Origin of the sequence: Novipirellula aureliae (assembly GCF_007860185.1) — a bacterium.
Lineage (GTDB): Bacteria > Planctomycetota > Planctomycetia > Pirellulales > Pirellulaceae > Novipirellula_A > Novipirellula_A aureliae.
Genome location: NZ_SJPY01000001.1, coordinates 958,648 through 978,160 on the forward strand (window position 1 = coordinate 958,648; position 19,513 = coordinate 978,160).

The window sequence follows — 19,513 nt, forward strand, 5'->3', positions numbered from 1 at the left end:
TTATTCCTTTGACCGAGTGCTTTGCCGGGCGACCGCTTCGAAGTAGGCTTCGATTTGCGTCTGGTATCGAGGCGAAGTTCCTGTTCGCGAAGCTTCGGCGGCATCTTCTCGGCCTCGCAAACGAAGTTGTCCCCAATCCGATTCCCCTAAACGTTCGACGCCTTCGACTTCTAAAACGCCACCCTTCGATTCCGCTGCGGATGCCATCGCAGAAGGAGCACTCTGTGATCGGACTGCATTCGGAGACGGTTGTCGTTGGTTTGATAACGAAGACATTGTAGAGGAAACGATTTGCTCCTGTCGTTTCATCGCAATCGATTGCATCTGTTGGTTCATCTCTGATGCCAGCGTTGGTGACACATCGGCGGCTGACTTTGACGAACCTTGCTGCGAGTCCCCGTTTCCCTTGGATGCCTGCCCCGCATCTTGACGGTTGGGGATCTCTCCTGGAAAGACGACACGGTCGAGTTCATCGAGTGTCCGCGCTAGCTGCATCGCTTGCCGCTGTTGCTCCTGCTGATTTGCGGTGGTCGGTTCGGGTTGCGATCGGCCAATCTCGGCGCGGAACGCCCTTGATAGCTGCTGAGCTTCCGCTTCGATTGCATTGGACGCCTTCGCAATTTGCGTTAGAATCGGTTGGTCACGATCGTCGGATTGCTGTGATTGTTGAAGGATTCCCTCGATGACATTTTCCGATTGCTTCGATGATTCGACTGCGTTTTCCTTGACCGCTTCGGTTGCCTGGCGGAATTGTTCAGCCAGCTGGTGATCCCCCAGACGCTGCTGATGTCGCTTGGTACGAGCGAGCTGATCGACGACCAAGGCCGTTTGGTTGGTGATCTCCACCTGAGTCTGGTGAGCCAATTCGAGCGATTGGCGAGAGGGGTTGATTGCCTCTGCTTGTTGTGTTTGTTCAACCATCGAAGCGATCCGGTCACCTATTAGCGAGATCGCCTCACCCGCCTGCCTCATCAAGACCGCAGCCGCTTCCGCAGCAGGGTTCGGTTGCTCAAGGGGTTCAATACGCAGTCGCTCGACAATGCCCCGCTGCCGATCGGCAAGCAGTTGCTGCTGTTGGGCAAAGACCTTGGACGCACGAGCGGCCGCTTCGGTCCGTCTGGATCTTTCGACTTGCTCGCCCGTGCCGGAAGTCTGCCGCTGAGCTTCACTGATACGGCGGCTTGCTTCTTCCGCGTTGTCTGACCACCAATTCGCCTGGTTTAGAAGTTCACGGCTAAGTTGATTGCGTGATTCGATTTGAGCTTGCCGCGCGTCACTCGTTAAACGTTTTCGTTCCACTTCATTGGCGACACGATCCTTCTGAGCGGCTTCGATAAGAGCTTTTTCGATATTAGCGATTCGAGTTAGTACTTCGGCAAACTGTTGCTGGGTCTGTCGTGCCGATTGATTGATTTCCGACATCAATCGATCTTCTCGGTTGGTATCACGAATCGACTGCGAGATTGCCTGTAATGCTCGTTCTAATTCAGAAATTTCGTTTCGGACTTCTGTCTGGTTCGCCATCGCAGCGGTTCGATGGGCACGGTTCAAAATCGCACCTTGCACCGCTGTTGTCTGCCGAACCAAACCTTCAAACAGCTGGGACTGCCGTTTTTTCTGCTCTCGGATTTCTGGGTCGGAGGTTTCAATGCGGTTGTTCAGCTCCTTTTGTTTCTTTGCCGCATCGAGCAAATCGTTGATTGCGGTCTGCGTGGTATCGGAAGCAATTTTCACGAGAGCTTGCTGCATCGGTTCGTTGCGTTTCAACTCCACTTCAAGTCGTTTGAGCAACTCTTCGGGCGAAGAATTGCCAACTTTCGACAGTTGTGCGGCTTGGTCAAAACCGTTTGCCATTGCCTCGGTTTCCTTCTGCGCGTCGTCCGCCAATGCTCTTGCTTTTGCCAATTCGTTTCTCGACTCCGTCAAATCTTGGCCTTTTTCGGCTCTCTCGAAATGGTCAGCGGTTAAGCGGAGCGACTCTTCGAGTGTCTTAAGTGCGTCCGCGGTCCGATCAAGATTTTCACGTCGGTCCTGTTCGCTAGGACTTATGGTCGCTTTTCGCATCGAGGTTTCCGCTTGCTGAAGGGAACGGCCAATTTGGGCAGCCGCATCGTCGGCATCGCGTGCAAGTTGTTGTTCGTGCGGGTCGGCCAAGTCAGCGGTGTTTGCGAGGTCCGCTAAACGCTGCATCGTTTCTGCGGCCGCATCGGCAGCAATTTGTTGCTGTTGAGCAAGTTTCTGTGCGGTCGCTTGTGAAGTATCTTCTCGATCGCGTACACGCTCCTTCGCTGCAGCTGCTTTCTGCTCTGCTTGGCGAGCTTGCTCAACCAAACTAGGGACGTACCGACGGATGATCTGACGTGCTTCGATCACTTTGGGCTCGTTGATCTTAATCGCTGCGTTCCATTCGACGAAGACATCGCGGAGCAGTGAATCGATTGGCTGATAATTTTCTCCTCGCCAACGCCGCTCGTTGATCTGTTCCGCCGCTCGGCGGAAGCCGGGAAGACGACGAACCTGTTTGATCGCTTCAGACGATTGCAAATCGATGCCTCGATCGATTCGCTCGAACCAGTACGGATGTTCCACGCGAGCCTTGGCGTAAGTCACAGCGTCGGATTGCCGGAGGTCTCTAGCGGACCCCATTTGGCTTTCCGATGAAATCAGTTCAAAGAGTTCGCGTTTGATTTGAACCGCCTCATGAGCACTTTCCAATACTTCACCCGCTGCCAAAAGCTCACGCATCGCCACCCTCGGCTCGATGTCGAACGCCTCACGAAACGGATCCGACTCAATAAATGCAATCGCTTTCGCTAGAAGATCCAAATCGGATGCGTAGTCCAAATCAACATTCGAACCAATTCGATGCATCGACTCGTATTGCTCAAGCTGATTCAACCATTGCTTAAAGAAGAACTTGTTTCCAACCTCTTTTCGAATCGACTTGAATTCCAATCGGGCTTGATGATTCAAACGATCGGTTCGCCGATACAAGTCGCTGGCGAGTTGGTCTTTTAGCAATCCATTATTGCGAATCTGCTTCAAGTCGTTTGCAAATCGACTCATCAATTCCCGCAGATTTTCTTCGCCAGGCGGATCCTGTAAAGCGTTATCGAGTCTTATTTGCCAAGACTCCGAAAACCGCATCCACTCTTCGAAAGGGCGTCTTTGAGAATTCGAAAGCACAATGTCATACTTTCGAATGAGACGATCGATTGCGGACAAACGGACGATGGCGAGTCGGTAGTAACGCTCAAACAAAGGAAGCGGCAGATCGATTTGGCCAGTCACGATCGGCTCGAGACTTTCGCAAATCGCAGTAACATCCGCCATTACGGCAGAGGTTAAATGATGGTTGGTAATCGCCCATGCAAAACCGCTCAGCTGTTCGAGTTGTTTCGTCGAGTCCGAACGGATGATTGCCCTGCCCATTTGTTCGACGTTGATCACGTTGGAAGGTGAAGACAAACGAGCGAGCGTGCTGGTCAGGTTTTGTAGGAGTTCTTCCTTTTGAGCCGGTTGGCCGCCGTTTTGCTCTGTCGATTTTTCGACCCAATCGATCGTTTGCACCGCTATCGAGTGCATCGCATCCAACAACGTATGTCGCGATCGGTCAAACGTTTCATCGACGACAAATAGTTGCCGCCAATGGGAGGTGCCTTTTTGGTTGTGGCGGTCGATCGCGGCCAAGCGAATGCGAACGACGTCTCCATGACTCAGCTTTGAGTGACCTGACTCATGCTCTGACGCTAGACGAAGCAAATCAATGGTCTTGCTAATGAAAAACTGGGACGCTGGGAGTGAGTCGACCGAAATCGCTACTTCCCCAATCGCCCCGACGACGGCTTCCGAGCCATTGACACTCACTTCGTAAAACACATGGTCAATAGGCAAATCGTCTTGAACCGATCCGTCGATGGTGATGGTTTCGAGCGGTGAAACCAATTCGCTCTGTTGCGGATCTTTATCCAATCGAACGATCGGAGCTGAGTCGAGCACTGGGGTGATCGCATAGCGGGGGCCGAATGGATTGTTCAATTCCGTTTCGATACCGACTGCGTCGATGTGATACTCCGCCGCCGATTCGATCGGCACGATGCCGGTAAAGGCCATGTTTGATGAATCAGCCGGTTGCAGTGCGAGAGAGCGATCGTCGTTCTTGTAGACGACAAGCACATCACGAACGGCTTGATCGAAATGCACCATTAAGTGGGCGTTTGTTCCTTTCAAAGCGTTCAAATGGCCCTCGGTGCTCTGTTCGCATACATCGGGAAGACCCGTATACGCAGGGAATTCGTAACGCCACTGGAACAACTTGGTCGACGGCCGGCCGATCGGTGTCAAGGTATACCAAAGCGTGACGGCGTCGCCGGCAACGACGCGGTAGTCGATCGGATGGTCTCCCATTTCCAGATTTGCGGAATAGACGGTGGAACTTTCCAGTTGACGTTCAATCATTTGTTTGGACGCCAAGACTCCATCACTTTGATACTCGAGTGTGACTTGGTCCGCTGGCTTGCCCGCGAGATCAACGATCACCGCAATCGTATCGCCCTTAGGGACAAATCGTGTAACGGGTGACGGTTCAATAATCGTCACGCGAGTCAACGAGGCTCGCTCGATCGCTGCAATTGGCATCGCTGCTCGAGCCAAACGGCGACCAAACTGTAATGAAGGAATGAGCAGGAGGAGTAAACATCCCACGCCGAGCACCACAGAAGCGATCAACCAACGGCGCACCAAATCGATCGGCAATGCTTTCGGTATATCAAGCGTAAGAAGTCGGCGAGCCACCATGCTTTGCAAACGGTCATGCAATTCGACCGAGCCGTTGATGTTTTGTCGATCAGAAAACTCGACGGCCGACAATAGATCATCATGTACACGGGGTTCAACCGCTTGCAATTGCCGAGCGGCTCTCAATGTGTTTTGGTGCCGAAGATACCGTAGCCCCAACGCCCAAAGTGAAAACGCCGTGATCGCATAGGCGACAAGACTAAGCGCGATCCGAACGAGACCAGGCAATAACCAAAGGTAGTCGCAAAGAGCTACCAAGCTCATCGCCAATAGAAACGCGAGTGTCGCAATGGACACACTCCGCAGCAGAATCAACCGTCGCCGACGGCGTGAAAACAATTCCAGCGTCTCAATCGTTATTGGATCAAGCATCCTTTTAAACTAACCCCGCTCGCTTACGCAGTAGCCATTCAATGGACAACAGCAAAACAATCAATCCAAACCAATAGTACGACTGCCAAAGCAAAATCTCGGACTCAACGATCACACCACTCGAAAGGGGTTGCAATTTGTCGAGAAGTTGTTCAACGTTCGTTTCCGTTTCATCGAAATATTCGCCTTTCCCAGCGGTCGCGACAGCGACCATTCGATTTCGATCAAGCGACAGTCGATTCGATTCGACGAGCTGATTCGAACGAACCCAAATCGGAGTCGAAACTCGCAAAGCTTCCATCCCAAAACCGCTAGCTCGGATCTTCACGTCATAACGTCCGGTTTTTAGTTGTGACGTTTGGCCACGGTAGGTTCCACGCGACCGGTTTTCGACCGAAAGCGGTACGGCTTCTACAACTTGATCCCCCACCATTAGTAGGGCATCAACCGTCGCATCGCCAACCGCTTCACCATGAGGCCCTCTCAATCGAGTACGAAGCAGCGAAGATTCACCCTCATTGTAGTCAACTTTGTCCGTTCCGATCGCTACGAACCCATTGTCAACGGCGAAGGGCGGTTGGATCGCATTTTCGATTAATTGATTCCAGAAACGAGCGTGTAATTGGTCCGCCAACTTGTAACGCCATCGCCACGATTGGTCCGATGACAGATAGAAGATGCGGCCCGATCCGTACAATTGAGTGACCATCCAGGGGGGCGACAAATCTTCACCCATTCGCAAGTTCGCCAACACTTCCGCGCCAGGTTTTGCTGCGGTGGTGACGCTATGGGATGGAGGCGGCAACTGTTTCCAAAGTGTATCGAGGTTAGAACTTGTCGCATGAATGTCAAATACGGGATGATCGCGGCCGAGCGGAGTTAACTCGATCGGGCCGGCTGCAGCGGCGGTTCCGCCGAGCGGAAAACGGACGGGGACGAGATCCGCAAAATTGGTTGCCGCCAAATCGGCAATCTGACCATATTGACCATCGATGATAATTAACCCACCACCGCGAGCAACAAATCGCCGAATCAAATCTGCATCCTTTGCCGTGATTTGATCGGCGGGAACCTCACCCAATACAATCGCATCGTAGACGGATATCGCTTCGGCATTCGAAGGGAATTGTCCCGCTGCTTCACCTCGATCAATTTGCGGGGTCTCGGTGCCAGGCCCAAACAGGACCGTATCCACTTGCCACGCCGGATCTCGCTCGAAAATATTTTTCAAGTAGCGGGTTTCCCAGCGACTTGATCCATCCAAAATCAACAGGCGGCGTGCCCGAGTCGATGCCGCAACTCGAAATCGCATCGAGTTGTTTTCGCTCAAGAGAGAGTGGTTCGGATCGTCTCGTGATTCGAGTGACTTTTCATCCGCTGAGACAGCATTCACCACCGCTCGAAACTCGACTGCCACGGCGTCGCGTTTGATTTGCCGATCGGTATCGCTTGTGACCTCCTTTTGCTGAACCAAGTCAGCCAGGCCAATCTCGAAGTCCACTTCTTGTTCGCCATCATGGCGGGGGGGTAACCGCTGTTGCCAAACGGTCCTCCCCAAATGCTCGATCCGTACTTCGATCTCTTTTTCTGTCATGCCATAGTGCTTGACGACGACTTGCCCTTTGAATTTACCGTCGACGGCAACGGATTCAGGACGGACGACTTGGACAATCCCCAGGTCAACAGGTTCTGTTTCACTGCCGATGCCAAACGTCATAACCTGACGGGGAATCTCGATCATTCGTTCAGCCGCTTGCACCGGAGATTCGCCTGCGTTATGCCGTCCGTCGCTAAACAATACGACCGCTTCATGAATCGGCTGTTTTTCAACCGCGAACGTTTTCGCATTTGAATCTTCGGGGAGCTGAAAAGCCAAAGACAAATCCGTGCGGTTTGATTTGGCAAGGAGCTCACCAAGCACCATAGGCGACTCATCCGAGTCGCTGGTCCAAATCGGAATGGATGCATCGCCATCAATGGCAACGATTTCAATCTGATGCGTTGAGCGAAGACGATCGATCAAGCCTGGTTTGCCGTTCCGACCAGTCAATAATTTGGTCGCCCGCCGGAGCCGAGTTTCGAGCGGATGCAATGAGTGATCATCCGTAATGGACATACTAGAAGAAACATCGAGGGCAAACTGAACGCGGCCAAGCGTTCCGATGGTTGATCGTGAATACCAGACGGGACCTGACAAAATCAGAATCGTCAGTGCAATGGCCAAACCGCGAAGCAGCGGCAAGAAAATGGACATTGGTGCGGCAAGGTTGCGAGTTTCTCGGTAGTAAAACAGCACGACCGCAATCATTGCCACAGCAGCCAAACCCACGACTGCGAAAAGGGGCATGTTCGCCGTAAACCGAAGTGAAGCAAGAAGCCAATTCACCGTGCTTGCACTCCTGTGCTCCATTGTTGGTAGACCAATTCCGTCACCATCAGTACGAGCAATATGGCCAGCAGCGATTTCCAAAGTTCTCTTCCAAATTGTTCCTCCGTTTGAATTGTATTGATCGAATCGACATCGTCATGAATCGTCGCTCCGATTAGATCCGTGATCGATCGGATCGTTTCAGAGTTGGCTGCTTGCAATTGTGATTCCAGAGCCGGCGGTTGCCCCGCACCGTTCTGCCATTTGTCGATGGACGTAACCAAATCGACGACCAATTGCTGCATCAAGGGAACGAACACGGGGCGCAGAGGCAGATTGGTCCAGCCGGTATCCGCAGGGATTGCAAATTGGACAATGCTACCTGCACCTCGCGTCGCGGCCACGACGATCGGATCACCGTTTTGCATCGAGAGTAACACGGTAGAGTCCACGTCGCTCGACAAACGCAATTTTCGATAGGCATAAATGTCGACATCACGAAGCGGATTGCGGTCGCCACGACTGAGCCCCTGCCAGGCAGCGTATCGCAGTTCTCCGCTTTCGACTCGCAGTGGCGCCGCCGCCGACGTGGGCTTTTGCTTCTCTGGAACCACTCCGGCTAACTCCTTTATCGAAGCGGGAAGCGGCATCGTCACGTCACCATGCTGGAACCCAGAACGATAGTTTGCGTCACTTAAATTCGCCCCGTCAAACAAGATGAGCGAACCACCCGATTGAACGAATTCGGCAATCTTGTTTTGTGCGACAACCGATAAGTCCAAGACATTGGCGAGCACCAAAACGTCAGGACGGTTCTTGCCCAATTCATCCTCGATGCGATCGGCTGAAACCGTGGTCGTAATGATTGCATCCACCTCGTCCGATTGAGCAAAGGTGAACGGGCTGAGCGCAATGCGCAGAAAATCAGTTTCGCTTTCGAGCGGCCGCTCGCTCGGGTCACCATCGACCAGCCATACTTTGATTTGTTCGATCACTTGCAACAAAGACGAGCGAGTATTGTCAGCCCTCAAATGGTCTGCGGATTCAATCGACGCTGAATCAATTTGCACGGATATCTCATATCCGCCTGGTTCAGGAAATCGATAGGGAATCCGACTGGTTGCTTTCCCATTTGCGGGAACACTGACGGGAGCCGAATCCAAACGTTCTCCATTGATTGACCAAATCAATTTTAGTTCTGACAATTCTTGGTCGGCGGAACTTCGAATGGTCGCCGTCAATTCAGTCTGGCGTTCTGGAACCACAACGGGCGACTGCGTGTCGATCGACTCGATCCAAACGTTTTTGGGATCAGGGTCGTTCGCGGACAAATTCCAAAGTTGAATCCTTGGAAAGGAAAGCGATGGTGAATCTTCTGTTTTTGAATTTTCGACAAATGACCTGACGCTTTCGATCGATGAATGATCCAAATTGACGTTTTGGAAATCGGATGCGATGATGATTCGACGGTAGGGATACGAACCATCTTTGGCAACTGCGACGGCACGACGAATAACATTCGCAAGCGAAAAGGGGCCACGGATGGTTTGCATTTCATCCGCTTTTTCAATCGCCAAAGCGGGCGATATCGTCGCGGGCGGATCGTCGAGGTTGTTGGTCGGCATCCAAATCACCTCGTCACGCCTCGACTCGCTCGTGAATAAATTGCCGAGACTTTGACGTAACCGACGGATTCGCGAAACATTCGAAGCATCGGTGGTTGTCATACTTAAACTGTCATCGATGACCAGAACGATGGATTGAGGGCCATCGGAGGATGAGACTTGAAACCACGTCAGGACAGGGCGGGCCAGGCAAAATGCCAACACGATTGGTATCGCACAGCGAATCAATAGCAGAATGAGATTCGTCCACTTGAGACGGCGGCGATTGTTGTGGACGATCGGAGCGAGCAAATACATTGCTCCCCAAGGAACGGTTTGCAAGCGACTGCGGTGCAGCAGATGGATCACCAGCGGAATCACAAACGCTGCGGCGCCAAAAGCGAGAATTCCGTTAAGCAGAGACACTAGCTCTGCCTCCGATTCGAAACCGTCTGGCGACGCAATGATTTCAGCGACGCAACGGGTGCAAGCGACTGTGGCGAAACGAGGTCAAGGATTCGGATCATGATGCGGATGCCTATTCTTTCTTGGATCGAGTAACATACGCGATAAATCGCCCGTTTTCTATGACAGTACGTCATTCACGAATCTGGAAACCCGTAAATGAGTCGTTTCGCTCTTTACCACGATGCTGGCGGCGGACATCGATCGTTCTTGCACCGGTCGGGGACGTGATCTAATGCATCGTGAAGAGTTCTGTCCGACGAAAACCGAATTAATATTATTTTCTGCTCGTAACAGAGGACTGTCAAAGATCGACGTCTTCTTTAATTACCCATCTCTTGTCACCTCAAGTTGAACGAGAAACACGCTATGCGAATTTCAGCTAACTCTCTTTCCATCACTCTCCTCGGTTGCTGTTGTCTCTTGCCCGCAAACAGCTCTGCTCAAGAGGCGGTGTTGGATGCGAAACCAGCGTCCCTGACCTACTCCCAGTTGGTTTGGAGCGATGAATTTGAAGGAGAGGAGCTCGATCGGTCGAAATGGAGCATTGAGGTCAATGCCTTTGGGGGCGGCAACCAAGAACTTCAAATTTACACCGATCGCCAAGAAAACGTTCGTGTCGAAGATGGAAACTTGGTAATCGAAGCTCGAAACGACAAGGCGGCAGTCAGCGGTACGGAGCGAGAATATTCGTCGGGTCGAGTTCGAACGAAAAAACGTGGCGATTGGAAATACGGCAGGATTGATGTTCGAGCAAAGGTTCCGGCCGGAAAGGGAATCTGGTCCGCAATCTGGATGCTGCCGACCGACGAAAAGTACGGCGGCTGGGCGGCGAGTGGCGAGATCGACATTATGGAAATGAGAGGGCAAGATCCCAATATTGTCCTGGGAACCCTTCACTACGGTGATAACTGGCCGCGGAACACCCACTCAGGCGATCAGTACAAACTAGAAGCAGGAAGTTTCGCAGATGACTTTCACGTCTTTTCAATTGTTTGGAAGCCTGGGCAAATCGACTGGCTGATCGATGGCAAACGATACCAAACTCAAACCAAATGGAGCACAGCCGGCGCCGACTTTCCGGCACCGTTTGATCAGGAATTTCATCTGCTTTTGAATGTCGCGGTGGGCGGCAATTTCCTTGGTTCGCCTGATGCGACGACCGAGTTTCCCCGCCAGATGCAAGTCGATTACGTCCGCGTTTATCAGTAAGTCTCGTAGACAGCTCTCGGGCAAATCTTGTCAAATTTCTCTTTGGGCATTTTGGGGTGTTTTAGGGTCGATCCAGTCGAACACTTCCGTGAACTTGATCGCTACCTTGCAAACAAATTTCGACAGGACCGATGAAGAGGTTGCTTCGCCCTGAATCACTCCACTTTCTTCGAACTCGATCGATTGATTTTTGATTGAATGCCGCCCCGAACCGAAAAGCAAGCGAGCGAAACGTCCCCGCTATTGGCTCCGCCATTTCACGCCGTCGTCGAGCATCGACTGGACTGCGGATTCGACTTCACCCGTAATTCGGGCGATTTGTCCCTTGTCCTTGCGGTCCGCTGACACCTTGACTGGCGATCCAAACGCTAGCCGCACACTCCGCTCAGCTTTAATCGATGCGGTAGGATGTTTCAAAATATCCTCTTCAAACTTATCGAGCGTTTCGGCTAGCCGCTCGATCGACGGTTTCGCTTTGACGTAGTCCCCAGGGTAACTGAACGATTGAACGACCAAGAACAGATCCTCGAGGTCATTGTTGAGGTCCGTTGTCACCTGCGAATCCGATTCGACGTTTTCGAGCTTGCCAATAATGGCTCGCCGCGCCGCTTTGACGCGTTCCGGTACGGAACCGATACCACCATCGATCTCGTGACGCGACTCGACGGATCGTAGAATATGATCACTCAAAGAGCGAATCCGCTCCGGCAGCGGTCCCGAATTAGCCTGCTCGAAATACTCTAACTCTTTCACAGCCAACAATGCCTCGGCGAAGTGATAGATACGTTTTTCAAGTGGCCGATCGCTACGACGTCTCCAAAAAATCGCTTCTTCCAATCGCCCCATCGTCTCTGTCAGCTGCGGAGTCGGGTCTTCCTCATAGCGATACGTAATCGCGCACGGGATACAGACAATCGGTCGATCCGATTTACGTGCCGCTGCAACCGCGATCGCCGACGCTCCATCTCGAAACGGAGTTACACGATCGTTGCAATGATAGATCTCGCCTTCGGGAAACAAAACCAACGGCTGCTTTTTCTGTTGCAAGATGCCGGTTGCCAATCGAAATGCACCGATGTCGTTCGCTTCACGGTCGACGCTAAAACAACCATGGCACCGAAGCAGACGCTGCGTTAGCCAAGGTTTTCCGTCAAAGACATGCCAAGTCGCCATGACATACAATGCCGTACCAATCAAATCCGCCGCCGCATAGATTGTGAACGGATCCGCATGGCTGGAATGATTCGGCATCATTAACACGCCGCATCCCGCATCGAGTTGTTCGCGTACAATGGCATCGCCAACCACTTCAACATTCTTGATCCGCAGCTCAGACCACTGGCGGCGTTTGCGAAACGGTCTCAGCCAATTCACCAACCAAGGAGTCAACTGGGGCGTCCAAACATTAGGAGCAAAACGCATGCGATATCGGTTCATTGTTGGTACGCTTCACTGTTTAAAGAAGTCGGCCATTCGCCTCGGGGCTTCATGGTGCAATTGGTGCAATTGTTGTGCTCCTGCGAATGCAGGTGTTTTCCGTCTAAGGATAGCGTGATCGAGGTAATTTCATTTGAATGTCCCGCGAACTGCGAAGTGAGTTCCAACTTACCTTTTCGCTGCACTAGCCGATTCTCCGGTTCGATACATAGTGATGCAGCGCATGGTCGAGCGGTTCATCGGTTTGGATCGTTACCAAATCAATGCGATTTCGTGTGCAAAGTTCACGAAGTTCGGATGCGTGATCGTCGAACCGCTTCAAATAGCCACGGCGGATCAGGTCGGGATCAAGCTTAATATCGTCGGTTTGCCGTTCGAGATCTTGAAACTGGACATGCCCATGAAACGGAAAGTCGACTTCGTCGGGATCGAGAATATGGAAGAATACAATCTCATGTTGTTGGGCACGGATTTGTGCAAGAACGCGTCCGAGCTTTTTGAGGTCTCCCATGGCATCGGACACCAGCACGACAAGTCCTCGTCGTTTAAGGTTGGGCACGATGCTGGAAATGGCAGCCCCCAGATCGGTTTCCGATCCATCGATCGGGCGACACAAAGCATTCAACACGGCTTGCAAATGTGACGGGCGGTTGCGGGGCGGAATGTTCGCTCGCACGATGTGGTCGAACGTGATCACACCGACCGAGTCTTGCTGGGATAGCATCAAATATGCTAGCGATGCCGCCAGGCCCTGAACGTAGCGGTCCTTGTTGCCTTGGGTGCTACGACTCCCCCCATACATCATCGAGCCGCTGCGGTCGACCAGCAACGTGCAGCGTAAGTTGGTTTCCTGTTCATGTTGGCGGATGGACAGCCGATCGCTTTTTGCGAATGCTTTCCAGTCCACGTCCTTGAGTTCGTCGCCACGGACGTAGGGGCGATGCTCTTTGAATTCGACGCTGACACCTTTTTGAGGCGAGCGATGGCGTCCCGAGAAATAGCCCTCGACCGTCTGCCGAGCCAAAATCTGCAGTGACGCGACTCGCGCAAGCTGCTGTGGCGAAACGAGGTCGAGGATTCTGGTCATGATGCGGATGCCTTTTCTTTCCGGAATAGAGTAGCATAGATTAACGATGAGGGATTTCTAGCGAAGTCCCCTACGGAAATTTTCAACGACCTGTTTTCTATAACGGAGCTTTAGAAGAATGTCAGTCAATATCCAAGCCACATACCATGGTAGTCTTCGCGTCGATGCGGTCCATGGGCCGAGCGGCGTCCAACTTCACACCGATGCGCCCGTCGACAATGGTGGCAAAGGATCGAGTTTTTCGCCCACGGATTTGGTCGCAACGGCTCTGGGCAGTTGTCTGTTGACAATCATGGGCCTCGTTGCCGAGCGACACGAAATCGATTTATCCGGGACGACGGTGAGCGTTACCAAGGAAATGGCCGCCGACCCGGTGCGTCGCATCGGCCGCCTTGAAGCGATCGTCACGATTCCGGCGGGCCGAGTGAACGATTCGAAGATGCGAGAGCGAATCGAAGCGGCAGCCCGAAAGTGTCCCGTCCACCAAAGCTTGCATCCCGATATCGAGGCACCGATCGAGTTTGTCTACGAAGCGTAGTGTCCGATGTCATCGTCACTTTAGGGGGCTCCATCGATACGCTGTTGTTTGTCATGTTTTTTCGCATGCCTTGCCATGGCCTGCGGTTTGGCAGCAGCGGGTGAAGTTGCCGCTTTTTTCTTTTCTCCGACGAGATGCGATTCACTGCATTTGGGACATCGAACTCGCCTTCCCCTAAGCTCATCGGGAATGCTCAGTCGTTGACCGCATTTCGTGCAGGTTAGTACGAGTGCCATTTCGGCTCCGACAGTAACGATGATAGGAAAAGAAAGCGTAGGGAGTAACTGGAACCATCGTGCCGTCTGGCTTCTCGACGAGGGCTACGGTTTCTACCGGGGGCTGTGACACGTTTGCATATCAGTTTTTGCGGGCGTTCGAAGATTTGCGAAAAGATCTCTATCCACTGCACGGTATCCACTGCAGGGTGATCTTACACACAGTGATCTCACACACAGTGATCTTACACACAATGATCGTTTGATTTTGTTTAATCGTTGTTGTCTACTGCGGTGCGCTAGGCATTGACAATATCTTTGTGGTCATGCCGATCTTGGCGAGTACTAGGTAGAGCACGAAGCCGACGATGATCGCTGCAACCGGTGGGCATGGCATCGCAAAATCGATGCCCAATCTTGGTGCTAAAGTGGGCCAGACACCGACGACGAATCCACATGCCCAAGAAATCCATCCCGCTGGATTGAACCCTGCACGCGGGCCAGGCCACTGCTTGCCAGCCAACAGATAATCAGCGGTCATTGCACCACAGATTGGCCCGAATGATGCGCCGATAAATCCGAAGACACCCGCTGCATTACCCGCCTGGCCTGACAAAACCAAGCCAATCGCACAAGCTGCACCGATGCCACACGAGACGAATGGATTGACACTTGGAAGCGTGTTTTTGAGACTCTCGGCAGCGATGAACGAGCTAAAGCAAGCAGGTGGAAAGGCCGCTAATGCCAACAGGAGCATGAAGACCTTTCCGGTCCCCGTCCCCATAATCGACTCCATCAACTTGGTGGGTTCGAGTGGCGTTTCGCCGCCCGCGATCATGCCGCTTCCGTAAGTTCCCGCGACGATTAGTAGTGCCAAGCAACCGGTGAAGATCGTAACGCCAGCAACTCCGACCAAGCCGCCCAAGTGGACGTCCTTTTTGGTTGGGTTACTTGACGCGATGTCGACGCCCGCAGCACCTGCAGTGGCAAAGAAACCGACCACGTTTGCGATCAGAATGAACATCAAGTCCAATGATGAAACATTTAGGTCTGCGGTGACGCCCAGCATACTCGGCTCAAAACTTCCGATACCCGAGAAGGTCTTGGCAAACAAAACCAAGAGGATGACTAGCGGGATGAGTGGCAAGTAGGTCGCTACTTTGGCAACATACGCGATTCCCTTCAAACCGACGAAGACCGCCAACAACGCCCACGCGATCGCAATTCCCATGTGGACCGCAGAACCACCGTCATGGCCTGCAAAACTGGCCACCAACATCGCAGAGAAGTATGCGTTAACGGCCAACCAACCGAATTGCAAGATACCCATAAAGAAGCCAGGCATGATAAAACCGCCTCTCACCCCGTAGGTGGACGTGCCGACCACGGCCAACGACAAGCCGGTCTTCATCCCCATCAAGCCGGGAGCTAGATAGCAGCAGAAGTGACAGACGAGGGCCGCAATGACGACTCCGAGCAAGGCGATCGCAAGCCCATGTCCAAGCACTCCGCCTGCTGTCGCCGCACCACTGGCGGGAACATTGTCCCAAAAAACAAACCACAACATAATTCCCGCGTAGGTTTGGGCCGTGCTTTTGAACCACGGCATTCGGCCTTCTTGTGGGACAGGTTTAGCTGACGCGACATAGTGCGGTAAGTTCGTTGCCATTGAGTTGTCTTTTGCGGGAAATTGGTGAGGGGGAAGGGAGTGCTCATGCCCATCGCAAGAGTATAGCCGCGATGAAGCACCGGTAAACCAGGCTAAGGTAAAGAGATCTGCCATCGTGGCGAATATCGTCAAGACCTTCGTGCGCGATCACTTAGCGGGCGAAAGGCTTGACGACTTCCGCTGCCCAAAGATTAAGCGGTGGCAAGCTGCGAGCGAGAATTGCTTCACAGAGGGCATCTCCGCGAGTAGAATCCGAATCAACGAATGATTTACACCCCAGAGCGAGGACTGAATGGATGGCAAGCGAATTAACTTATTCCGAAAGCGAAGTTCAAGGACTGAAGGCACAAGAGGCAAAGGACTATTGCATCGAACTGATGCGACAATTAGCCGCTCGTGAAGGAGGGCCAATTTCTCCAGGCGAAGTCCAGTTGCAAGAACTTCAATACGAACTGGAAGTGAAGGAGGCGGAAGCCGAGGACAATCGACAACGCGAAGCTCATCTGGAACGCATGAAAGAACTTGAGCTGGAGATAGAACGAGAGAAAGCAGAATGGGCTAAGGCGGAACGATTGGCCGATGATCGGCGCGAACGTTACGCCAAAGTGATCAGCCAAGTTGCCGAGTCACAAGAAAAACTGAGTGTTCAGTTGGATCGAGCGACGCGGGAACACAACGTCAAGCTGCAAATGATGCAGTCCGAACATGATGCTCGCCGCACGGCTCTGCAACAGGAACTCGAAGAGCTGACCAATCAGCGTGATACATTGGTCGAAGAAATTGGCAAGTTGGCCGACTTGAATACGGCTGCCGAGGATGTCGATCGTTTGCGATCGGAAATAGAAGAGAAACGTGCCGATGCAACACGGCATCAAAAACAATTGGATGATGACATCGAAGCGGCGGCATTTGAAAAAGAAAAAGAACTCAAACGTATCCGACGCGAACAGGACTTGACTTTGGCCGAACTCGAAGCGACCCATCGCAAACAACTTCTCGAAGCAAAATCGGATGCACTCGATGCAATGCTGAAGGACCTGGGGATGGCCAAAATCAATCCCATTGAACTGGAACAACTTCGCCAACAAGCGGCTGAACAACGATCACTTGCCGAGCAGGAAGTCGAATCGATTCGGCAAAGTGCAATCGACGAGTTCAAACGACAATTCAATGTCACGGCGGGTGAACCGTTGGACGTGACCGATTTGTTCTACCGCGAAAAAGCGTTGCAGGAAGACAATCAATCGTTGGAAAAACACGTCCAGAAATTGGAGTCCGAAATCGCTCGGATGCGGACGCATATCGAAAGCGAATCGTCACGAGTTGCATCCGCAATCGAGGCCGCTCGTACCAACATCCAAAATAACATTGAACCGGGTGTGAAACGCTAAGGCACGCCAAAAACACAAATGTGAATGGCGTGTGCTGCTTTGGTGTAGCGGGAAAGCCTCAAGGGTCTTCTTGTATCTGACGGATCTTTTCGGCACCAAAATGATTGTCCTTGTCCCAAAAACTGTACGAATCTCCGTTGTCCCAGCCGTGCCAATGGTAGGTTTCCTTGACGTGTTGTCCGCGTTTTTTCAAGTTCCGCAGTGCATCTTGGAGCCCTTGAAGTGCCAACACATTTCCGTTCCTCGTCGATGAGGCGTTGTAGACATCACCTCGATTGAGGGCTGCACCGAATTCGGTGATGTAAATGTCGTTGCTGACCCCCGATAGGCTGGTTTGAATGAGCTGCGAATAGTTCCCTAACGATTGCTGCCCACGCGGCAACCAATTGGGGTAAAAGTGGTACGCCAAGTCTCCGGTCCAGCCTGCCTTAGCGACCGACTGAATGTCTTCCGCGTAGCCAATTCCATTGAGGATGCAGCGTTCTTCGGGCAAACCAGCCTTAGCGATGAGAGTATTCATTGCCTGCAAATACTCTTCAGCAGACCGATAGCCAAACGGTTCATTAAAGACCTCAAATTTGACGTCTTGTAGATGCTTGACCCGTTCATAGACGATCTTCCATGCTGCCGCCATTTCGGCTAGATCGTTGACACGGCCATTGCCATGCTCGATTTCACCCGGTTGGTTCGTGTCGTTCATGCACACGATACCTCGACTGCCCAACTTCGCAAAAAGGGTCAACATCTCGGTGAGTGCCTCGGAGTCATGGCAGGTTTCGACGTTGACCAACATGCGGAAATGATCAAAGTGTGACTCTTGTATTCTGGCGATGTCTTTTTCGTCATAATCGTATTGGTAAACGCCTGGCAGAAACGCGCCTTGGTTCGACGAGCCATGGGTCCGCGGCAAATTCATTCCGCCAGCATGACTAAAACCCGTGAAGCTCAATACGATTCCGGTTGCCCAGAAAGACGTTAGCAAGGTGTTTTGGAAAATCATCGATTGAATCCTTCGGTAAGTTGCTGACCCCCTCAAGCGAGAGGATGTTTAAGAAACGTCGATTTTAGTGGCGGAAGCTTTTGAGTAAAGGCGAACGATAAACCAACCGAAGGGATTTCAGCCCTCAGGATGGCGGTCGAACGCAGCGAACACCGCTGAAATCCGGACGACGAAGGGACTATCGACATCCCAACAAGATCCACGACTGCTTTGTCACAACGAAGAATTGGGGTAAGAATCTATCGTGGCTGTGGCTTTCCGTTGTAACTTACTGGGGCAAGATCCCCCAGCCACTCTTTTGCCAAGCCTAAAATCAAGCGGCGACAAAGCACTTCATTAAAACGCTTCGTTGAACGGTAGGGTGGTTGAACGGAAAAAGAAACGAGTGTCTCAAAACAATGATTCACAGCGATGGCAAAATTTTCAGCGATGGTAAATAGGACGAAACATGGACGAGTCGATTCAAAACAAGCTACCACAAAACAAGCTACCAATCGTCTCTCTGCGTATCGGGGCGTTTCTTTGTTTTGCTGGTTGGACTTGGGCACACTTTTATTGGGAAGGACCCTACAATGCGTTGCTTTGGCATGAGAGGGCATTTGAACTTGCAGGCCGCTTGGGCCTCGATTGGGATCGATTTGTTGGATCCGGTGCAGATGACGGCTTTGTGCAAAAATGGATCGCCAGAATCGGTTGGCTGTACCTGGGATGTACCATTCTGACGCTGACTGTCAGAAAAAAATCCTGGGTACAGATGTCCGCCTTGGTGTTGGGTAGCGGGTTGCTGACGCTACTCAGTTACGCGGCCTACGTTTCATCGCAGTACCAGTTGCCGATGTTCGTTGAACAGGGCGGCCAGATATTGATGCCCATTCTGCTTGTCATGGCGTTAACCTTTGGGGTGACTCAGCGGGCGACCGTGGTCACCGCAATGATTGCCGTGATCACGACCTTTGCCGGTCATGGTTGTTATGCGCTTGGCCTTTGGCCGACACCCGGAAAATTTTGTGGCATGACAACCCTGATTCTCGGCGTTGAGTACCCTACTGCTCAAACGCTACTGCGAATCGCAGGCGTCCTCGATTTCTTGGTGTGCATTGGTATTTGCATTCCATGTACACGCCGGGTGAGTGCTTTGTATGCAACCCTCTGGGGGTTTTTGACCTCCATCGCGCGTCCGGTCGCCGGTATGTCGTGGGGACTCATTTATTGGGGAGCAGACCATTATCTTCACGAAGCAGTGTATCGAGCGCCACACTTTCTTGTTCCTTTTTATTTGTTTCTAATAGGGCGGCAGCCTTCCAAACCAAACAAACCCAATCGCCCAGTCCATGATCCAAAATAAACACCGTATAAAT

At 52.2% G+C, this 19,513-nt stretch carries 11 protein-coding genes; 4 read left to right on the forward strand and 7 right to left on the reverse strand.

Annotated features, from left to right (window positions below; genetic code table 11):
* From Q31b_RS03625 to Q31b_RS03635, 3 genes are read right to left on the reverse strand one after another with little or no spacing between them, the layout of a single operon-like run.
* Positions 1-5,169 (reverse strand): hypothetical protein, encoded by a 5,169-nt coding sequence (locus tag Q31b_RS03625; RefSeq protein ID WP_146598252.1) that lies wholly within the window; start codon positions 5,167-5,169, stop codon positions 1-3.
* Positions 5,170-5,173: 4 nt separating this feature from the next.
* The gene (locus Q31b_RS03630) at positions 5,174-7,555 is read right to left on the reverse strand and encodes a glutamine amidotransferase (protein WP_197170849.1); all 2,382 of its coding nucleotides are present in this window, start codon (positions 7,553-7,555) and stop codon (positions 5,174-5,176) included.
* A complete protein-coding gene (locus tag Q31b_RS03635; protein WP_197170851.1) occupies positions 7,552-9,567 on the reverse strand; it encodes a BatA domain-containing protein in 2,016 nt (671 codons plus the stop codon). The genes Q31b_RS03630 and Q31b_RS03635 overlap by 4 nt, the downstream gene beginning before the upstream one ends.
* A 408-nt stretch (positions 9,568-9,975) precedes the next feature.
* On the opposite strand from Q31b_RS03635, the gene Q31b_RS03640 reads away from it, so the two are divergent.
* Positions 9,976-10,818: a glycoside hydrolase family 16 protein gene (locus Q31b_RS03640; protein ID WP_146598255.1), complete on the forward strand. Its 843-nt coding sequence runs from the start codon at positions 9,976-9,978 to the stop codon at positions 10,816-10,818.
* A 240-nt stretch (positions 10,819-11,058) separates the two neighbouring features.
* Here Q31b_RS03640 and Q31b_RS03645 read toward each other — a convergent pair whose 3' ends face one another.
* Together Q31b_RS03645 and Q31b_RS03650 are read right to left on the reverse strand one after the other, a co-directional pair.
* Positions 11,059-12,255 carry a lysophospholipid acyltransferase family protein gene (locus Q31b_RS03645; RefSeq protein ID WP_146598256.1) on the reverse strand — a complete coding sequence of 399 codons (1,197 nt, stop codon included), beginning with the start codon at positions 12,253-12,255 and terminating at the stop codon, positions 11,059-11,061.
* A gap of 184 nt (positions 12,256-12,439) precedes the next feature.
* The gene (locus Q31b_RS03650) at positions 12,440-13,342 is read right to left on the reverse strand and encodes a DUF58 domain-containing protein (protein WP_146598257.1); all 903 of its coding nucleotides are present in this window, start codon (positions 13,340-13,342) and stop codon (positions 12,440-12,442) included.
* A gap of 118 nt (positions 13,343-13,460) precedes the next feature.
* Here Q31b_RS03650 and Q31b_RS03655 point away from each other — a divergent pair, with 118 nt between their 5' ends.
* Positions 13,461-13,880, forward strand: coding sequence for an OsmC family protein (locus Q31b_RS03655; protein ID WP_146598258.1), 420 nt, complete (start codon positions 13,461-13,463; stop codon positions 13,878-13,880).
* 501 nt (positions 13,881-14,381) lie between these two features.
* Here the strand turns inward: Q31b_RS03655 and Q31b_RS03660 are convergent.
* Entirely contained in the window at positions 14,382-15,764 is a 1,383-nt protein-coding gene (locus tag Q31b_RS03660; RefSeq protein ID WP_146598259.1) for a cytosine permease, read from the reverse strand.
* A gap of 296 nt (positions 15,765-16,060) precedes the next feature.
* Here Q31b_RS03660 and Q31b_RS03665 point away from each other — a divergent pair, with 296 nt between their 5' ends.
* Positions 16,061-17,155 carry a hypothetical protein gene (locus Q31b_RS03665; RefSeq protein ID WP_146598260.1) on the forward strand — a complete coding sequence of 365 codons (1,095 nt, stop codon included), beginning with the start codon at positions 16,061-16,063 and terminating at the stop codon, positions 17,153-17,155.
* A gap of 58 nt (positions 17,156-17,213) precedes the next feature.
* Here the strand turns inward: Q31b_RS03665 and Q31b_RS03670 are convergent, their stop codons facing one another.
* The gene (locus tag Q31b_RS03670; protein ID WP_146598261.1) at positions 17,214-18,155 is read right to left on the reverse strand and encodes a cellulase family glycosylhydrolase; all 942 of its coding nucleotides are present in this window, start codon (positions 18,153-18,155) and stop codon (positions 17,214-17,216) included.
* A 448-nt stretch (positions 18,156-18,603) separates the two neighbouring features.
* On the opposite strand from Q31b_RS03670, the gene Q31b_RS03675 reads away from it, so the two are divergent.
* Entirely contained in the window at positions 18,604-19,500 is an 897-nt protein-coding gene (locus Q31b_RS03675; protein WP_146598262.1) for a hypothetical protein, read from the forward strand.
* The last annotated feature ends 13 nt before the right edge of the window (positions 19,501-19,513 follow it).

Bases quoted from the DNA above. Each gene is read 5' to 3' on its own strand.
- Q31b_RS03665 (WP_146598260.1), top strand. From the start codon at position 16,061: ATGGCAAGCGAATTAACTTATTCCGAAAGCGAAGTTCAAGGACTGAAG.
- Q31b_RS03625 (WP_146598252.1), bottom strand. From the start codon at position 5,169: ATGCTTGATCCAATAACGATTGAGACGCTGGAATTGTTTTCACGCCGT.
- Q31b_RS03670 (WP_146598261.1), bottom strand. From the start codon at position 18,155: ATGATTTTCCAAAACACCTTGCTAACGTCTTTCTGGGCAACCGGAATC.
- Q31b_RS03660 (WP_146598259.1), bottom strand. From the start codon at position 15,764: ATGGCAACGAACTTACCGCACTATGTCGCGTCAGCTAAACCTGTCCCA.
- Q31b_RS03675 (WP_146598262.1), top strand. From the start codon at position 18,604: ATGGACGAGTCGATTCAAAACAAGCTACCACAAAACAAGCTACCAATC.
- Q31b_RS03645 (WP_146598256.1), bottom strand. From the start codon at position 12,255: ATGAACCGATATCGCATGCGTTTTGCTCCTAATGTTTGGACGCCCCAG.
- Q31b_RS03640 (WP_146598255.1), top strand. From the start codon at position 9,976: ATGCGAATTTCAGCTAACTCTCTTTCCATCACTCTCCTCGGTTGCTGT.
- Q31b_RS03655 (WP_146598258.1), top strand. From the start codon at position 13,461: ATGTCAGTCAATATCCAAGCCACATACCATGGTAGTCTTCGCGTCGAT.
- Q31b_RS03650 (WP_146598257.1), bottom strand. From the start codon at position 13,342: ATGACCAGAATCCTCGACCTCGTTTCGCCACAGCAGCTTGCGCGAGTC.